The 17216-nt window shown below is 72.3% G+C and carries 12 protein-coding genes; 5 read left to right on the top strand and 7 right to left on the bottom strand.

The features are described 5' to 3' along the window. Positions 1 to 51: 51 nt before the first annotated feature. The 3 genes from ACN267_RS12605 to ACN267_RS12595 all read right to left on the bottom strand — a co-directional run bounded on the left by ACN267_RS12605 (position 52) and on the right by ACN267_RS12595 (position 6792). Complete coding sequence (locus tag ACN267_RS12605; protein WP_421488723.1) at positions 52 to 2157, bottom strand: ThuA domain-containing protein; 2106 nt, start codon at positions 2155 to 2157, stop codon at positions 52 to 54. A gap of 51 nt (positions 2158 to 2208) precedes the next feature. Then, positions 2209 to 5049 carry a PQQ-dependent sugar dehydrogenase gene (locus ACN267_RS12600; protein WP_421488722.1) on the bottom strand — a complete coding sequence of 947 codons (2841 nt, stop codon included), beginning with the start codon at positions 5047 to 5049 and terminating at the stop codon, positions 2209 to 2211. A gap of 276 nt (positions 5050 to 5325) precedes the next feature. After that, on the bottom strand, positions 5326 to 6792 hold the full coding sequence (locus tag ACN267_RS12595; RefSeq protein ID WP_421488721.1) for a hypothetical protein: 1467 nt from the start codon (positions 6790 to 6792) through the stop codon (positions 5326 to 5328). 322 nt (positions 6793 to 7114) lie between these two features. Between ACN267_RS12595 and ACN267_RS12590 the strand changes: the two genes are divergently transcribed. Genes ACN267_RS12590 through ACN267_RS12575 form a run of 4 tightly spaced genes read left to right on the top strand, consistent with a single transcriptional unit; the run spans position 7115 to position 10159 of the window. Then, entirely contained in the window at positions 7115 to 8074 is a 960-nt protein-coding gene (locus ACN267_RS12590) for an acyl-CoA dehydrogenase family protein (protein WP_307821415.1), read from the top strand. Beyond that, positions 8068 to 8805: a PIG-L deacetylase family protein gene (locus ACN267_RS12585; RefSeq protein ID WP_204960832.1), complete on the top strand. Its 738-nt coding sequence runs from the start codon at positions 8068 to 8070 to the stop codon at positions 8803 to 8805. The genes ACN267_RS12590 and ACN267_RS12585 overlap by 7 nt, the downstream gene beginning before the upstream one ends. Next, entirely contained in the window at positions 8802 to 9428 is a 627-nt protein-coding gene (locus ACN267_RS12580; RefSeq protein ID WP_281898639.1) for a class I SAM-dependent DNA methyltransferase, read from the top strand. The genes ACN267_RS12585 and ACN267_RS12580 overlap by 4 nt, the downstream gene beginning before the upstream one ends. Before the next feature lie 5 nt (positions 9429 to 9433). Then, positions 9434 to 10159 carry a glycosyltransferase gene (locus ACN267_RS12575; RefSeq protein WP_421488720.1) on the top strand — a complete coding sequence of 242 codons (726 nt, stop codon included), beginning with the start codon at positions 9434 to 9436 and terminating at the stop codon, positions 10157 to 10159. Between the two features lie 99 nt (positions 10160 to 10258). Here ACN267_RS12575 and ACN267_RS12570 read toward each other — a convergent pair whose 3' ends face one another. The 3 genes from ACN267_RS12570 to ACN267_RS12560 all read right to left on the bottom strand — a co-directional run bounded on the left by ACN267_RS12570 (position 10259) and on the right by ACN267_RS12560 (position 14691). Further along, positions 10259 to 12898: an IPT/TIG domain-containing protein gene (locus tag ACN267_RS12570; RefSeq protein ID WP_204960835.1), complete on the bottom strand. Its 2640-nt coding sequence runs from the start codon at positions 12896 to 12898 to the stop codon at positions 10259 to 10261. Positions 12899 to 13418: 520 nt separating this feature from the next. After that, positions 13419 to 13784 carry a darcynin family protein gene (locus ACN267_RS12565; protein WP_204960836.1) on the bottom strand — a complete coding sequence of 122 codons (366 nt, stop codon included), beginning with the start codon at positions 13782 to 13784 and terminating at the stop codon, positions 13419 to 13421. Then, positions 13774 to 14691, bottom strand: a complete 918-nt coding sequence (locus tag ACN267_RS12560; RefSeq protein ID WP_421488719.1) for an NAD(P)H-binding protein — start codon at positions 14689 to 14691, stop codon at positions 13774 to 13776. Before ACN267_RS12560 ends, ACN267_RS12565 begins: the two co-directional genes overlap by 11 nt. Before the next feature lie 109 nt (positions 14692 to 14800). On the opposite strand from ACN267_RS12560, the gene ACN267_RS12555 reads away from it, so the two are divergent. Then, a complete protein-coding gene (locus ACN267_RS12555; RefSeq protein WP_421488718.1) occupies positions 14801 to 15739 on the top strand; it encodes a LysR substrate-binding domain-containing protein in 939 nt (312 codons plus the stop codon). Positions 15740 to 15818: 79 nt separating this feature from the next. Here ACN267_RS12555 and ACN267_RS12550 read toward each other — a convergent pair whose 3' ends face one another. After that, positions 15819 to 17084, bottom strand: coding sequence for a prolyl oligopeptidase family serine peptidase (locus ACN267_RS12550; protein WP_421488717.1), 1266 nt, complete (start codon positions 17082 to 17084; stop codon positions 15819 to 15821). Positions 17085 to 17216: the final 132 nt, after the last annotated feature.

Below are 17216 nucleotides of genomic sequence, written 5' to 3'. Positions count from 1 at the left end.
TGCCCCCGCTGCCGGATCGGCAGCGGGGGCACAGGCTGTCCACCTACCGGATCACGGCAGGGTCCACTTCTGGTTGGCGGCGGCCAGGCAGGTCCACAGGTGGACGGCCTGGCCGTCGGTGGCGCTGTTGTTGGACACGTCCAGGCACTTGCCGGACTGCGGGTTGCGCAGGGTACCGTCGGTCTGGGCGGACCAGTTCTGGGCACCGCTGCCGTTGCACGTCCACAGTTGGATCTTCGTGCCGTCGGCCGAGCCCCCACCGGAGACGTCCAGGCATTTACCCAGCGCCTTGACCGTGCTGTTCGGGGTGACCGACCAGGTTTGCGCGGTACTGCCGTTGCAGGTCCAGATCTGGATCTGCGTACCGTCGGCGGCGGCCGCGTTGCGGACGTCCAGGCACTTGCCGCCGAGCCCGACGATCGGCCCGGTACCCGGGGTGCCGGGGGTGCCGCCGCCCCGGACCAGGGTGAAGTCGTCCACGTCGAACAGGCCGGTCCCGGAGCCGGTGAAGGTCAGGTACACGGTCTGCGTGCCGGTGGGCACCCCGGCCAGGGTGGTGCCGACGTCGGCGTACGTGGTCCAGCTTCCGGTGTTGGGCACCGCCACCTGGCCGAGCAGCGGGCCGGTGGCCGAGCCGGTCCGGACGCCGATGGTGCCGCCCGCCCCACCGGAGACCACCCGGGCCCGCAGCGAGGTGACCCCGGTCAGGTCGAGACCCGGGTACGCGGCCCAGTCGCCCGGGTCGACGTAGCCGAGGGTCTGCCCGCCGTTGGCCCCGGCCTTGGTGAACGCGCTGACCCCGTTGGCCGAGCTGAACGCCTCGGCCTGCACGGTGGTGGTGCCGCCCGGGGTACCGCCCAGCTCCCTGATCCGGACGTTGCGGAACGACACATCGTCGCCCGTACCGTGGTTCTGGAGCCCGACGTGGCCGGCGAGCGAGCGGGCCGGGTCGGTGTTGGTGAAGTCGTTGATCTTCCGTCCGTTGAGGAACACCTGGAGGCGTTCCCCCTCGACCAGCAGCTCGTAGCTGTTCCACTCGCCCGGCGGGTTCAGGGCGGCGTCCCGGGCGGCCAGGTCGGCGGACTGGAAGGTGTAGACCGCACCGGTGGTGCGGTCGGCCGCGTCGGTGGCGTCGATCTGGATCTCGTAGCCGTTGTCCACCGCCGACCACGGGTCGGTCGACGGCGGGAAGCCGATGAAGACGCCCGAGTTGTCGTCGCCTGACATCCGCCAGTCCAGCTTCAGTGAGTAGTTGGTGAACTGCTTGGCGCTGTACCAGTACAGGCCCATGCCGCCGACGGAGGTGAGGGTGGCGTCGGTGTTGCCGAAGCTGCCCGGACCGGCCTGCGACCAGCCGGTCGTCGACCCGTTGTAGAGGGTGACGTAGCCGGTCTCCGGGCGGCAGTCGGCCTTCGCCCGACCGGCCGCGTACCGGATGCCGCCGAGCAGGTGGCTGCGGAACGCCGCCTCCGCGTACGACCCCTGGGTGTGCCCCAGGCCGGTGTAGAACGACCTGCCGGAGTTGACCGTCTTGCACCAGGAGATCGGATGGTCGCCGCCCATCGAGCCGCCCGAGTACGACGACTCGTCCAGGGTGGCGAGGACCCGGGCACCCGCGCGCGGGTTGGTCTGGTAGTTGTACCACTCGTCGGTGCGGGTCCAGGTCTGCGGCAGGTGCCCGGTGGCCGGGTGCGCCCGGTTCTCGACGCGGACGGTCGCCTGCTGGATGGCCGGGTGCGAGGCGAAGTAGCCGCCCACCAGGCTGCCGTAGTACGACCAACCGTACTCGGTGTCGGCGGCGGCGTGGACGCCGACGTACCCGCCGCCGCTGTTGACGTACGACTCGAAGGCGGACTGCTGTGCGGCGTCCAGGACGTCACCTGTGGTGTTGAGGAAGACCACCGCCTCGTACGGGGCCAGGTTCGCGGTGGTGAACCGGGACGCGTCCTCGGTCGCGGTGACGGTGAAACCGTTCGCGGTACCGAGTTCCCGGATGGTCTGGATGCCGACGGCGATCGAGTCGTGCCGGAACCCGGCGGTCTTGGAGAACACCAGCACGTCGTACGGGGCGTCGGCCGCACCGGCCGACGTCGGGACGGCGAGGATCGCGGCGGCGGCGGTCACCGCGCCGAGGACGGATCGAAGGAGTCTGCGCATGTCACTCTCCCGAACGGGTGGAGGAGGGTGCCGGAAGTCCCGCTTGCCGGGTCACGGCAGGGTCCACTTCTGGTTGGCGGCGGCCAGGCAGGTCCACAGGTGGACGGCCTGGCCGTCGGTGGCGCTGTTGTTGGACACGTCGAGGCACTTGCCGGACTGGGGGTTGCGCAGGGTGCCGTCGGTCTGGGCGGACCAGTTCTGCGCCGCGGTGCCGTTGCACGTCCAGAGCTGGATCTTCGTGCCGTCGGCGGTGCCTCCGCCGGAGATGTCCAGGCACTTGCCGAGTGCCTTGACGGTGCTGTTCGGGGTGACCGACCAGGTCTGCGCGGCGGTGCCGTTGCAGGTGTAGATCTGGATCTGGGTGCCGTCGGCGGTGGCGGCGTTGCGGACGTCCAGGCACTTGCCGCCGAGCCCGACGATCGGCCCGGTGCCTGCGGTGGTGCCGCCGGTGACGAACGTGAACGCATCGAGGTCGAACAGCGCTCCGGTGCCCCCGGCGAAGGTGAGGTAGAGCGTGCCGGTGCTGGCCGGCGCGCCGGAGATGGTGCCGGTGACGGTGGTGAAGGTCTCCCAGCCGCCGGTGACCGGGACGGTCGCCTGGCCCAGCACGGTGCCGGTGGGTGAACCCGTCCGCACCTGGAGGGTGCCGCCGACGCCGTTGGAGGAGACCCGGGCGCTGAACGAGGTGGCCTTGTCGAGGCGGTACGGCTCGAACGCGATCCAGTCGCCGTTGTCGATGCTGCCGACGGTCCTGCCGCCCTCGGCGGGGGCCTTGTCGTAGAGGGTCACGCCGGACGAGGTCTTGAAGTGCTCGGCCTGGCGCTTGCGCGGCTGGAGGGTGTGCTGGGTGTGCGTGGTGAGCCCACCGGCGTCGGTGTACTCGGCGTCGAAGATGGCGAAGATGTTCGCCGCGTCGTCGTGTTCACCGTCGACCGGGATGGTGATCGTGCCGGAGCAGCCGCTGGTCGAGGTGATCTGGTGGCCGTGCTGGTCGTGGCCGAGCACGTAGGTCATCTTGACCTTGGCGCAGTCGATGGTGCCGTCCTCGGGGTCGGTGACGGTGATGCTGAACGGCACCGTGTCGCCGTAGGAGAACAGCGAGCCGTTCGCCGGGCCGGTGATAGTGACAGTCGGGGCGGTGTTGCCGACGCCGATCCGCACACTGGCCGTGCCGGTCGCGCCCTGCGGGTCCCGGACGGTCAGGGTGACGGTGTAGGTGCCGTTGGCGGTGAACGTCTTGCTGGGGTTAGCCGCCGTGGAGGTGGTGCCGTCACCGAACGCCCACGAGTAGGTCAGCGCCCCACCCTCCGGGTCCGACGACCCGGCCGACGAGAAGTTCACCGTCAGCGGGGCCGCCCCGGAGGTCTTGTCGGCGGTGGCGGCGGCGGTCGGCGCGCGGTTGCCACCGGCGACGTAGTCGTACCGGTACAGCGCCGAGTTGGCGTCACCGTTGAAGTAGCCGGTGCCGTAGTCGAGGACGTACAGCGCGCCGTCCGGGCCGAACGCGGAGTCCATGACCTGCTTGCCGTTCCACGGGAACGACGCGTCGATGGCGCCCCGGGAGCCGTCGGCGTTCACGTGGATCGGCTTGATCCAGCCCCGGCCCAGCTCGGTGGCGAAGAACTGCCCGTCGAAGGACTGTGGGAACTTCGTGGTGGACGGGTTCGACGCGCTGTAGCGGTAGACCGGGCCGGCCATCGGCGACTCGGAGCCGCCGCCGAACTCCGCCGGGCTGCCGGCGTCACCGGCGTACCGGATCCAGGCCGGTTGGGCCGCCGGCAGGGTGGGCAGGCCGGTGTTGCGGAACGAGTTGTTGGTCGGCCCGCCGGCGCAGTTGTACTTGGCGCCCGCGGTGCCGGCGGTGAAGTCCCACTCCGCGTACGTCTCGGCGGCGGTGTTCGTGCCGGTGCAGTACGGCCAGCCGTAGTTGCCCGGTCCGGTCACCCGGTTGAACTCGACCTGCCCGCTGGGGCCGCGCGTGCCGGTGGTGCCGGCGTCCGGGCCGTAGTCCCCGACGTAGACGACGCCGGTGGCCCTGTCCACGCTCATCCGGAACGGGTTGCGGAACCCCATCGCGTAGATCTCCGGACGGGTCCGCGCGGTGCCCGGGGCGAACATGTTCCCGGCCGGGATGGAGTAGCTGCCGTCCGCGTTCACCCTGATCCGCAGGATCTTGCCGCGCAGGTCGTTGCTGTTGGCCGCGCTGCGCTGCGCGTCGTACGCGGGGTTGCGGTTGGTCCGCTCGTCGATCGGCGAATAGCCGGCGGAGTCGAACGGGTTGGAGTCGTCGCCGGTCGACAGGTACAGGTTCCCGGCCGCGTCGAAGTCGATGTCCCCGCCGACGTGGCAGCAGATGCCCCGGTCGGCCGGCACGTCCAGGATGGTGACCTGGCTGGACGTGTTCAGCGTCCAGTTGGCGTTGAGGGTGAACCGGGACAGCCGGTTCACGCCCTGCCAGGCGGAGAAGTCCGTCCCGGTGGCCGGGGCGTCCCCGGCGGGGGTGGACAGCGGCGGGGCGTAGTACAGGTAGACGTGCCGGTTGGTGGTGAAGTTGGGGTCCACCCCGACGCCCTGCAGGCCCTCCTCGTCGTGGGTGTAGACGGGGATGGTGCCCACCACGGTGGTGGTGCCGGCCGCGTCGGTGCGCCGCAGCGTGCCGTTGCGGGCGGTGTGCAGCACCGACCGGTCGGGCAGCACCGCAATGGTCATCGGCTCACCGACCTCGGGCTCCCCCTTGGCCAGGGTGACCTGCTGGAAGTCGGTGGGGTTGATGGTGTGGGCCTGGGCGGGGGCCGGGCTGCCGAGGGCGACCAGCCCGGCGGCGGCGACCAGGAGCAGTGCGGAGCTGACCGACGTCGTTCGCCGGCCGAACGCGCCATCGTGTGAGGACACTGGCTGTCCGTCCCTTCCTGACGTTCGATTGCCAGGGCGGGGCGCGCGCCGTCGCGCCGGATGCCGTAGCGGGGGAGGGGGTCGATGGATCACCGCGCCGCCGGTTCACCTCGCCGAAACACCTTCGTGATGGCGAAGACATTAAGCTGTTTCGATCCCGCTGTCTACGGCTTCTGTTGAACCACGGTGAACTTTCGCTCGAACCACGAAAAGTCCCGTCGTGGCGGCACGGGCCGAGACGACGGGAACGGTCTCTCGTGTTGGTGCCCGATGCGGTCAGACTCCGGCAAGGGCGAGTAGTCGGTCCATGTCGTCGAAGGGCAGGGCCGCCGCGGCGGCTGCTGCCTTCGCCACGTGTTCAGTTGGATCGGCGAGCAGCGCACGACGCACGTGGACCGGAAGGCGGGGATGCCCTGCAACGGCTCGGCGGACTGTGCTGTCGGGGTCGGTGGCCAGATGTTCGGCTGTCTCGACGGGAAGGTCCGGGTCCCGGGGTGCCAGGCATCGCATTCGTGGGTCCGGGTCGCTGGCGAGGCGGCGGAGGGTATGCGGTGGGAGCGTGAGCAGGTCGGCGGGGCGCCAGGCCGTCTTCTTGTCCGGTCGGAATTCGCGGTCGATGCGTTCGGCTGTCGTCGGGTCCACGAGGTGTGGCGCGTGGGTGGCCATCGTGGTGCGTACGCCGCTGTCCTGGTCGTCGAGCAGTCGGAGGACGGCATCGGTGGGCAGCGTCCGGTTCCGTGCCGCGGAGCGTCGGAAGCAGGTATACGGCGAGGTCACGTACGGCAGCGGGTTGGCGGTGACCCAGTCCAGGCACAGGTGGCGTAGCTCGGCGACGGCCACGTGATCCTCGATGTGCTGTAGCAGCGCGACATCGTCGAGTTCGTCAGGTAGGTCGGTCAGCCGGAGGTGACCCTGCTGGATGTCGGTGTAGATGCGGTGGCGTACCGGCTCGGGAGTGTCCTGACGGCCGAAGACACCGACGCGGACGTTCGCGCTGGGATCTTCGGCGAGCAGGTCCCGTACCGACGGGGGTAACTGCGGGTGCTCGGCGACCTGGCGGCGAACCTGGTAGTCGGGGTCGCCAGCGAGCCGTGCGGCCAGTTCCGGGGTCAGGACGGCGTGGCGTACGGCCCCGGCGCGGGTGACCGGGTCGGCGAGGAGACCCGCGACGAGGTCGGGTGGTGGCGTCGGGTGGGGAAGCCGCGCGTAGTAGGTCGAGCATGCGGCGGCGCGTACCTCGTCGACGTGGTCGGTGAGCAGGGCCCGTCGGACCGCTTCGGGGGCCTGCGTCCACCATCGTGCGAGGGTGGCCCGGACCGTCGGGTCCGGGTCCTGGACGAGCCGGGCGAGCAGATCGGCCGACAGATCGTCGCGCTCGGCGAGGTACTTCCTCACCTGTGGGTCTGGATCGTCGAGAAGCCGTTGGTACAGATCGCGGGATGAGTCCTGGGCACCCACGGCCAGGGCGGCCCGGATGGCGGCATCGGGGTGGACGGCCAGCCGCATCCGGGCAGCGTGTGGGAGACGACGGTTGAGCGCGAGTGAGTGCAGCAGCCAGTAATGGTCCGAGGCGAGGATTTCCTCGATCATGTCCGGTGTCAGGTCCGCGCGCATGGCGACGTGGCCGTGGCCGCGCCGGTAGCGCATCAGTCGGCGGATCAACCCGGCCGGCAGGGCCGGGTTCTCGGCGAGGCCGTCGAGCACCTGCGTGAGGTGCACCGGCATCGGAGGGCCCACCGCCATGCGCTGCTCCTCTCGACCTACGGGCACCGTCACGAGTCTGGCACCTGCGGGACAGGTCCAACCACCGCAGATCGCCGGGTAGCTGTCACCATGCGGTGCCACCTGCCGGCGCTCCGATGTCACGCGCTGTGGGCCGTGCCATGTTTCGTCCCGGGGGAGAGGGGCATCTTCCGGCGGCGACCCGTGCGGGCCGCGCGTCGCACTGATGGAGGTCCCCGATGACGGCCGGTCGTCCGGAAACGTTGCCCGTGGTCGAGGGCGGATCGGGCCGTGCCGGGCGGCTGCGGTCCGGAAGACCGTCCCGTCCGGCGGGCACCCGGTGGTGACCCCCGGAGCCGACGACCCCGGGACGGCGTTCCGGTCGGCCGTCCACGCCGGGCTGCTCGACCTGCCGTTGCCCGGTGGCGGACGCACCCGTGACCGGTTCCTGCGTTTCGTCGAACTCGGCCGGGCCGACCTGGCCCTGGCCCGGCTGGGCGAGGGGCACGCCGACGCCCTGGCGATCCTTGCCGAACTCGGCGTGCCGGTCGACCCCGACCGGCGTCGTGAGCCGTGGGGTGTCTGGGCGGCCGTGCCGGCGTCGGTCACGGCGACCCGCGACGGCGACCGGTGGCGGCTGACCGGTGACCGGCCCTGGTGCTCCGGGGCGGGTCTGCTCGCCCGCGCCCTGGTCACCGCGACCGCCGACGACGGCATCCGGCTGTTCGCCGTCGAGGTCGACGCCGCCGGGGTCACCGCGTTGCCCGACACCTGGCCGGCCGTCGGCATGGCCGCCAGCGACAGCCGTACCGTCAGCTTCGACGGCGTGACCGCGCTGCCGGTCGGTGGACCCGGCTGCTACACCGCGCGGCCGGGTTTCTGGCACGGCGGGCTGGGGGTGGCGGCGTGCTGGTACGGCGGGGCGGTCGGGGTCGCCGACACGCTGTACGCCGCAGCGCGGCACCGTAGTCTCGGCCCGCACGCCCTCGCGCACCTCGGGGCGGTCGACGCGGCCCTGACCGCCGCCCGGGGCGTGCTGTTCGCCGCCGCCGACGAGATCGACGCGAACCCCACCGGGGACGCGGACCGGTTGGCGCACCAGGTGCGGGCCACCGTCGAGGCGGCGGCCACCACGGTCGTCGACCGGGTCGGCCGGGCGTTGGGGGCCGGCCCGTTGTGTCAGGACGCCCACCATGCCCGCCGGGTCGCCGACCTGACCGTGTATCTGCGGCAGAGCCACGCGGAGGCGGACCTGGCGCATCTGGGTGAGCTGGTGGCGGCGGTCGGGGATCCCGGATGGTGAGGCCGATCGTCGACGCGGGCACCGACGAGAGCAGTTGGCGTGCCTGGCCGGCACCGGCGGGTTGGCCCGTACTGACGCTGGACGAGCGGGTGCGGGCGGTGCCGCCGCTGGTGGTCGCCCCGCACCCCGACGACGAGGTGCTCGGGGTGGGTGGCCTGGTCGCGATGCTCGCCGGCGGCGTCGAGATCGCGGTCGTCACCGACGGGGAGGCGTCGCATCCGGACTCCACGGTCCACTCGCGGGCGGCGCTGGCCGCGATCCGGCGGGCCGAGACGGTCACGGCCTGCGCGCTGCTCGGGGTCGCCCCCACGGCCATCGACCATCTCGGGCATCCCGACGGCCGCGTCGACGAGGGGGCGCTCGTCGAGGCGTTGACCGGCCGGCTGAGGCCGGGGCGGTGGTGTGTCACGACATGGCGCGGCGACGGACATCCGGACCACGAGGCGGTGGGGCGGGCCGCCGAGGTCGCCTGCCGGCGTACGGGTGCGACGTTGCTGGAGTTCCCGGTGTGGACGTGGCACTGGGCCCGGCCGGACCATCCCGACGTGCCGTGGCACCGGGCACGCCGGATCGACCTGACCGGGGCGGCCCGATCGGCCAAGCTCGCGGCGGTCGACGCCTTCCGGAGCCAGGTGCTGCCGCTGGGGCCGGCACCCGCCGACGCCGCGATCCTGCCCCCGCACGTGCTCGCCCGCTTCGCACGTCCCTACGAAACGGTGTTCGTGCCATGACCTCAGGCGGCACCCCGGCCGGGTACTTCGACGACATGTACGCCGGGGCGGAGGACCCGTGGAGTTTCGAAACCCGCTGGTACGACCAGCGTAAGCACGAGATGACGGTGGCCTGCCTGCCGCGCCGCCGGTACCGCTCGGCCTTCGAGCCGGGGTGTTCGACCGGGATGCTCACCCGCCGTCTCGCCCCGCGGTGCGACCGGCTGCTGGCGGTCGACATCGCCGCCGCGCCGGTGGCGAGCGCCCGACGGCGGCTGGCGGAGCAGCCGCAGGTCCGGGTGGAACGGATGCGTGTTCCCGACGAGTGGCCGGCCGTGGCGGACGACGGTTTCGACCTGATCGTGCTCTCCGAGCTGGGCTACTACTTCGACGACGCCGGGCTGGATCTGCTGGTGACCCGTACGGTGGACTCGCTCGAACCCGGCGGCACGCTGGTGGCCGTGCACTGGCGCCCGGCGGTGGCCGAGCACGCCCGCAGCGGCGACGACGTGCACCGGCTGCTCGCCGGGGTGGACGCCCTGGCGCGGACGGCCCGGCACGAGGAGGCCGACTTCCTCCTCGACGTGTTCCTGCGGGTGCCGCCGCCGGCCAGGTCCGTCGCCCAGGCCGACGGTCTGTGGTGAACCGGATGGCGGTCGTGGTGCCCGCCCACGACGAGCAGGCGTTGCTGCCCGGCTGTCTGACCTCCGTCCTCGACGCGCTGCGGCACCTGCCGGTGCGCTCGGAGGTGATCGTGGTGGCCGACGACTGCCGGGACGCCACGGCCGCCGTCGCCGCACGGGCCGGCGTCGTCGTGCTGACGGTACGGGCCCACAACGTCGGCCGGGCCCGGGCCGCCGGCATGGCGTACGCGCTGCGCGACGGCCCGCAGGGGTTGTGGCTCGCCACCACCGACGCGGACAGCCGGGTGCCCCGGCGGTGGGGCGGCTGGCAGTTGCGGCACGCCCGCGCCGGCACCGACCTGCTGGTCGGGACGGTACGGGTCACCGACTGGGCGTCCCGCGCCACCCCGGTCCGTGACCGGTACGAGACCCGGTACCGGCAGGGGCTGACCGACACCGGCCACCGGCATGTGCACGGTGCGAACCTGGGCTGCGCCGCCACCGCGTACGAGCGGTTGGGCGGCTTCGCCGACCTGCGCCACGGTGAGGACCACGATCTCGTCGAACGTGGTCGTCGACAGGCCATGCGGGTCGTCGCCGACGCCGGCTGTGCGGTGTGGACCAGTGCCCGCCACGACGGCCGGGCCCCGCACGGCTTCGCCGGCTACCTCGATGCCCTCGACGACCGGCCCACGGCCCCCTCGACGGTGCAGCCGGAGCGGACGCCGTGCGGCGGGTGCACCGTGGCGTGACGAACCGCCCTGCACCGGCGGCGCGCGAAGCGCGCGCCCCGGAAAGGGCGGCGTCGCTCCCGGCCAGGGTCCGGTCGGACCCTGGCCGGGAGCGTCCGGTCAGCCGATGCGGCCGGCGCGGTGCCGGCGGCGGGTCAGCACGACGAGGACGGTGCCGAGCAGGGCGAGCAGCACCCCGACGGTCAGCGGCGCGAGCATGGCGTCACCGGTCACCGGCAGGATCCCCCCGACGTAGCGGAAGGTGGATCCGTTGGAGGTCCCACCGGCGGTGTTCACCACGACCGTGGTGTCACCGGCCGCGCAGGGCGGTGTGCGGAAGGTCAGCGAGCGACCGTCCGACGCCACGGTGACCTGGTCGGCCGGGATGGTCGTGCCGCAGATGCTGACCGTGGTGCCGCCCGGTACGAACCCGGAGCCACCGACCGTCACGGTCGTGCCGCCACCTGTCGGTCCCTGTCCGGGGCTGACGGTGTCGATGCGCGGCGGGACGGGCTGGTAGGTGAACCCGTCAGGTGCGGTGACGTCGTCACCGGGCAGCAGGACGGTGACGTCCACCGCCCCGGGTGAGCCGGGCGGGGTGACCACGGTCAGCGAGGTGCCGTCCGGGTTCACGACCAGGTTGGTGCCGGGTGTGCCGCCGAAGTTCACGCCTGTCGCGCCGGTGAGACCGGTGCCGGTGATGGTCACCGTGGTGCCACCGGTGGTCGGTCCGGTGTCCGGCACGATGGAGGTGATCGTCGGTGCGACGTACGTGAATACCGGCGCGGCGGCGGTGCCCGCAGGGAACACCAGTCGCACGTCTGCCGGCCCGGCCGCGTTCGGCGGGGTCACCACGGTGATCGTGGTGCCGGCCGGGTCGACGGTGAACCCGGTGCCGGGCACCCCGTCGAAGGTCACGCCGGTCGCGCCGGTGAACCCGGTCCCGGTGATGGTGACCGTGGTGCCGCCCGAGGTCGGTCCGCTCGTCGGGGTCAGCCCGGTCACGGTCGCGGCGCTGCCGTCGGCGAGGTAGGTGTAGCCCAGCGGTGCCGCCGTACCGCCGCCGGTGGTCACCACCACCACGGCGGGTCCGACCGCGCCGGGCGGGGTGACCGCCGTCAGGGAGGTGCCGCCCGGGGCGACCGTGACGTTGGTGGCCGGCACCCCGTCGAAGGTGACTGTCGTGTCACCGGGGACGAAGCCGGTGCCGGTGATCGTCACCGTCTGGCCGCCCGACTGGGGACCCGCGTTGGGGGTGATCGACGCGACGGTCGGCGGCGCCGCCACGTACGTGAATCCGTCCGGGGCGGTCGCGTCCGCGCCCGGCAGGAGCACGGTGACGTCCACCGGGCCGACCTGACCGGGCGGGGTGACCACGGTCAGCGAGGTGCCGCCCGGGTTGACGGTGACGTTGGTGCCCGGGGTGTCGCCGAAGGTCACTCCGGTCGTCCCGGTGAAGCCGGTGCCGGTGATCGTCACCGTCGTGCCGCCGGCGGTCGGTCCGGTGTCCGGCACGATCGAGGTGATCGTCGGCGGGAGGTAGGTGAATGTCGGCGCGGTCACCCGGCCATCCGGGAAGACCAGCTCGACCAGGGCCGGGCCCGCCGGGTTCGGCGGTGTCACCACGGTGATCGTGGTGCCGGCCGGGTTGACGGTGAACCCGGTGCCGGGCAGGCCGTTGAAGTCCACACCGGCGGCCCCGGTGAAGCCGGTGCCGGTGATCGTCACGGTGGTGCCGCCGACGGTCGGCCCGGAGGTCGGCGTGAGGCCGGTGATGATGGCCCCGCTGCCGTCGGCCAGGTACGTGTAGCCCAGCGGTGCGGCCGTGCCGTTCACCGTGCCGACCACGACCTCGGCGGGTCCGACCGCGCCGGGCGGGGTGACCGCCGTCAGGGAGGTGCCGCCCGGCGCGACGGTGACGTCGGTCGCGGGCACCCCGTCGAAGGTGACCGTGGTGCCGCCCGGGATGAAGCCGGTGCCGGTGATCGTCACGGTCTGGCCGCCCGACTGCGGGCCCTCGTCGGGGGTGATCGTCGCGGTGGTCGGTGCCGCCGGCGGACGCTCACAGAGCGCCTCGGCCACGATGACGGTGCCGACGGGAATGGTGGTCGGGACACCGAGGATGCTGCCCGACAGGGTCAGCACGGCCCGCACCGTGATCGCGGTGGCGCCGGTGGCGGTGGTCGTCTCGACGCGGGTCAACGAGGCGTTCAGGCTCGCGTCCAGCAGTCCCGGCACCACCACCGCCGCGCTGCCCACGACGGCGGGGGTGTTCGCGGTCAGCGTCACCGCCGAGCCGAAGAGTTCCAGCCCGACGAGCGTGGTGTCCGCACTGGTCGCGCCGACCTGCGGACAGACCGCGGTGGCGGTGACCTCCGCGGCGTCGAGCACGTCGATGCCGAGCACGGCCAGGTTGAGCCCGTTGACGCTGGAGGACGCCGACGACCCGTCGGCCGCCCGGGTGGCGGTGACCTCCTCGACGGTGCCGCTGGCGGTCACGCCGACCGCCCCCGGCACCGAGATCGCCAGCAGCGTCTCGGTGTCGGTGCCCCCGCCGGCCGGCGCGGTGGCGGTACCGATGGTCGCGTCGGCGCTGATCACGGCTATCCCGGCCACCTCGGCCGACAGGTCGACGACGACACCGCGGGCGCTCGCGTCGCCAGGTGCCGCCAGTGCCGGCGTCCCCAGGGTCAGGGTTGCCAGGCTGGCGACCAGGAGCGCCGTGGCGGCGCTCGTGGTTCTTCGTAGGACGGTCCTCACCAGTTTCCCCCGTTCAGATGGAATGACGGTCCTGCGTGATGTGGCGGCAGGCGTCAACGAGTGAACGAGGACAAATCGGTCAAGTTACGCATTTCTTATTCTTAGGGTCTGGCAACCATGGGTGGTGTCGGCGTGGTACCCGAAGCCCCCGGTCGACCGGTCAGGGTGGACCGCAGCACTCGCTGGTGCAACCCCAGCCCGGTGCCGGGTTGCCCGACCAGGGGCACCAGCTCCTCACCGCCGACGACCTCGACTACGCGCACACCGAGGGCCTGGACGTGTGGCCAACACCCCGTTGATCAACGGTGGCTACGTCCGCCCCGACAAGCCGCTGCCCGAGGCCTACGACCACCCGGGACGAGCCGGGTCCTCGGTGTGCTCGACGGGATCACCGTCGAGACGGGGGCGACCCGCAACCAGGTGGTGCTCGCCTGGCTGCTGCGCCAGGGCATCCGGCCGATCGTCGGCCGCCGAGCCGGTGCCGCCGTCGGGTGACAGCGGCACCGGCCCCGGCGGCGCCTCAGGTGGCGACGGTGGCCAGCGGCTTCAGGCCGTAGGTGTGGGCGTAGCCGTTCTCGGTGCCCACGAGCAGCTCGACGACCTCGAAGTAGCGGTCCCAGAAGGGGGTCTCGCGCAGGGCGTCGATCAGCAGCCGGTAGGCGTCGTGGTCGTCCGCCTCCCAGACCCAGATGTCGGTGACCCGCGCCGAGTAGAACTCCGTGTCGTAGAAGCGCGAGCGGACACCACGGGTGCGGGCCTCGATGGCGGGCAGAACGTGGGTGGTGAAGGCCTGGACGCGTTCGGCCACGGTCATCGCCAGCCACTCGGGAGTGGTTTTGACGAGCATGAAAGCGGTGACCGGCGGCCCGGATCGGTCAGCGGGCACCGACGGCCCCCTGGGTGGTGCGGACGGCGGGCCGGAGCGTGCGGTCGCACCACTGCGCGAACGTGGTGGCCGGCCCCGCCTGCGGTGAGCGGGCGACGCCCGAGTCCAGGCCCTCGTCCTTGGCGCGTTTCATGTCGACCATGGCCTCGACGAACGCTTCGTTGAGACCGTAGCCGAGCATGGTGGAGCGCAGTTCGTCGAGCGGCTGACGCCGGTAGCGGACCGGACGGCCCAGTTCCTTGGTCATGATGCGGGCCAGGTCGTCGGGCGAGAGGTCCTGCGGGCCGAGCACCGGGACGTCGCCAACACCGCTCCAGGAGCGGTCCAGCAGCAGCCCGGCCGCGGCGGCGGCGATGTCGGCGACGGCCACCATGGGAGCGCGACGGTCCGGGGCGACGGTGTCGGTGAAGACGCCGTCGTCGCGGATCGCGTCGACCTCCTCCAGCAGGTTCTCGAAGAAGGACGGGCAGGCCAGGGCGCGGTAGGCGACGCCGGAGCCGGCGATCAGGTCGTCCATGGCCAGGGAGGCGGTGACCAGCCCGGCGCGGGTGGCCTGCGGGGTGCCACGGCCGAGCGCCGAGACGCCGACAACATGGCCGACGCCCTGGGCGGCGAAAGCCCGCGCGGCCGGGTGGGTGAAGCCGCTGTAGGCGTCGTCGGGCGGAACGGAAGCGTCCGGTGGCACCAGCCAGAACACGGCGTCCGCCCCGGCGAAGGCATGCTCGACGGTCGCGGCGTCGCCGTGCGAGCCGACGACCACCTCGACCCGGCCACGGACGCCTCCGGGTAGCCGGGCCGGATCCCGGACGATGACCCGTAACTCCTCACGGCCGGCGGGTACGGCCTCGATCAGCAGCGACAGCAGGTGCCGCCCGATGTTCCCGGTGGGACCGGTAATGACGATCATGAAACCTCGATTGTCGGATCGGCAGGACTCAGCCATCGTGCGGACCGGGACCGCATTGCCACAATGGGAACTTCAGCATCCAATCATTGCCTGAAGTGGAACCATTGCGGTGAGCAGCCCAGCCCCGAACCTCGATGCCAACCTCGCCGTCGCCCTCGACGCCCTGCTGACCGAGCAGAGCGTCACCCGCGCCGCCGCGCGGCTGCAGACCTCCCCGGCGGCGATGAGCCGTACCCTGGCCCGGTTACGCCGGGTGCTCCGGGATCCACTCCTGGTCCGGGCCGGACAGCGGATGGTGCCCACGCCGCGCGCCGAGGCGCTGCGCGACGAGGCGGCCGCGGTGGTACGCCGGCTGGAGGCGTTGCTCGCCCCGAGCGGCGGAATCGATCCCGCGGCACTGCGGCGCACCTTCACCGTCCAGGCCGCGGACCTGGTCGGTGCCGCGGTCGCGCCCGGTCTGCTCCGGTTCGCCCGACAGCGGGCACCTGGCGTTTCGCTGCGGGTGCTGGCCGAGGAGTGGGAGGCGGGCCCCGCGCTGCGGGACGGACGGATCGACCTGGAAATCGGGGCCATCGACCATGTCGACCCGGAGACCCAGGTCGAAGAACTCGTCACCCTGCGGATGGCGGCCGGAGTCAGGGCCGGGCACCCACTCACCGAGGGAACTCTGACGGCCGCCCGGCTCGCGGCGGCCGAGCACGTGGCGGTCAGCCGTCGCGGACGCTTCAGCGGACCGCTGGACGCGGCCCTGGCCGCGCAGGGGCTCAGCCGGCGGGTCGGCGCCGTCCTGCCCGGACACCTGGCCGCGATGATGCTGGCCGCAGCCGAGGACGTGGTCTGCCTGGTGCCGACCGCGCTGCCGGGCGAACCTCCGTCACGGCTCAGCGACGCGGCACACACGCTGGGGCTGCGCCTGCTGGACATTCCACTGCCGCTGCCACCGCTGACCATCGGCATGGCCTGGCACCCACGGCACGGCGTCGACGGCGCCCACCAGTGGCTGCGTGCCGCCGTGCGTCAGGTGCTCCGCCCCGCCCGAGCGGAGTAGAACCTGCGCGTCAGGACCGCGCACACGTGTCCGTCGGGGCGGGCCGCACCGCTGGGGGAGAACTCGCGGATGCGGCTGATCACCGGCGGCGGCGGGACATCCACTGCCAGAGGTGGGTGCCGTCGACGCTCGGGTCGTTGCGGGCCACGTAGATCCAGGAGAAGTGGCCGGGGAACCGGTAGCCGTTCCAGACGACGTGGTCGTACAGGGTGATCAGTGATCCAGGGATGAGGTCGTGGGCGTGGACCGTGTTGGTCTCCGGCGGCACGGTGTCGTCGTCACGCGAGGTGACCAGCCAGGTCGGGGTGTCGATCGCCGCCAGCTCCGCGTCGGTGACCAGCGGCGGGCCCTCACCACCGAGCGGCTCGACGACGCCGCAGATCGGCACCGACGCGGCGAACAGGTCGGGGTAGGCGACGGTCATCTTCAGGGACATGTAGCCGCCGTTGCTGCAGCCGACCACGTGGATCCGGTCGGGGTCGACGTGCTCACGACGGACGAGGTCGTCGACGATCTCGCGGATCAGCGGAGCGAACCGGGGACCGTCCTCCATCCAGTAGGAGGTGCTCTGCGGGGCCACGACGTACGCGCCGGAGAAGATCCGTTGGGCCTGCGGGGTGGCGAAGCCCAACGCGCCCCGGTTGGCGCGCAGCGTGGTCTCGTTGTCGTAGTAGCCGTCGGGCAGGGAGGCGCCCTCGCCGGCACCGTGCAGCCAGAGGATCAGCGGTCGCCGGCCACGACCCGGTGAACGCGTCGGGGAGTACAACCGGTACTTCAGGCCCGACCCCGACACGTGGTGGCTGAAGGCGTCCACCTCGGGGTTGGACAGCCGCCCCTGCACGAAGCCGGTGATGGTGACGGGCGGGCCGTGACGCCGCACGAGCGGGGCGTTCTGGGTGATGGTGTAGACGAGGTCCAGCCGGACGTTGCGCCCCCTGCTCAGGATGTAGCCGAGGGTGCCGCCGCCGAGCTGACCTTCGGCGTGGCTCAGGTCGAGCACGATGTCGCCCCGTCTGTCGAGCCGGGCTGCGGTCACCGTACGGTCCAGGTCGTACTCGCTGAAGATCAGGTCGCCGGGAGCGATCGGGATCGGGCTGGTGGCCCTGGCGTGCACCGTGAACGTGTCGGCGTGCAGCCCGGCGGGGTCGATCGGTCCCAGCCGGCCGGTGTGGAGGGTGACCGAGGTGACCTGTTCGCCGCCGTCGAGCGTCGTCGCGTCGAGGGTGAAGCTGACGCTCACGGGGTGGTGGCCGTCGGCGTGGGCGGCCGGGTCGGGCAGCGCGAGACCGAGGGCGACGCCGGCGCCACCGGCCAGGACGGTGCGGCGAGAGACCGACGCGGACATGCGACCCCCGACAACTACGTAGACATCTGTCGATAGAGGGTCAACCTAGCGCCGGGGAGATCCGCTGGCAACCGGTGTGCGGGTGACCCCACCACCGGCGATGATCTCCACGGCCAGGCGGGTGGGGTCCGG

This window comes from Micromonospora sp. WMMD734 (assembly GCF_049178975.1).
Lineage (GTDB): Bacteria > Actinomycetota > Actinomycetes > Mycobacteriales > Micromonosporaceae > Micromonospora > Micromonospora wenchangensis.
Note: the sequence above shows the minus strand (reverse complement) of the source record. Positions and strands in the feature narration are given on the sequence as shown.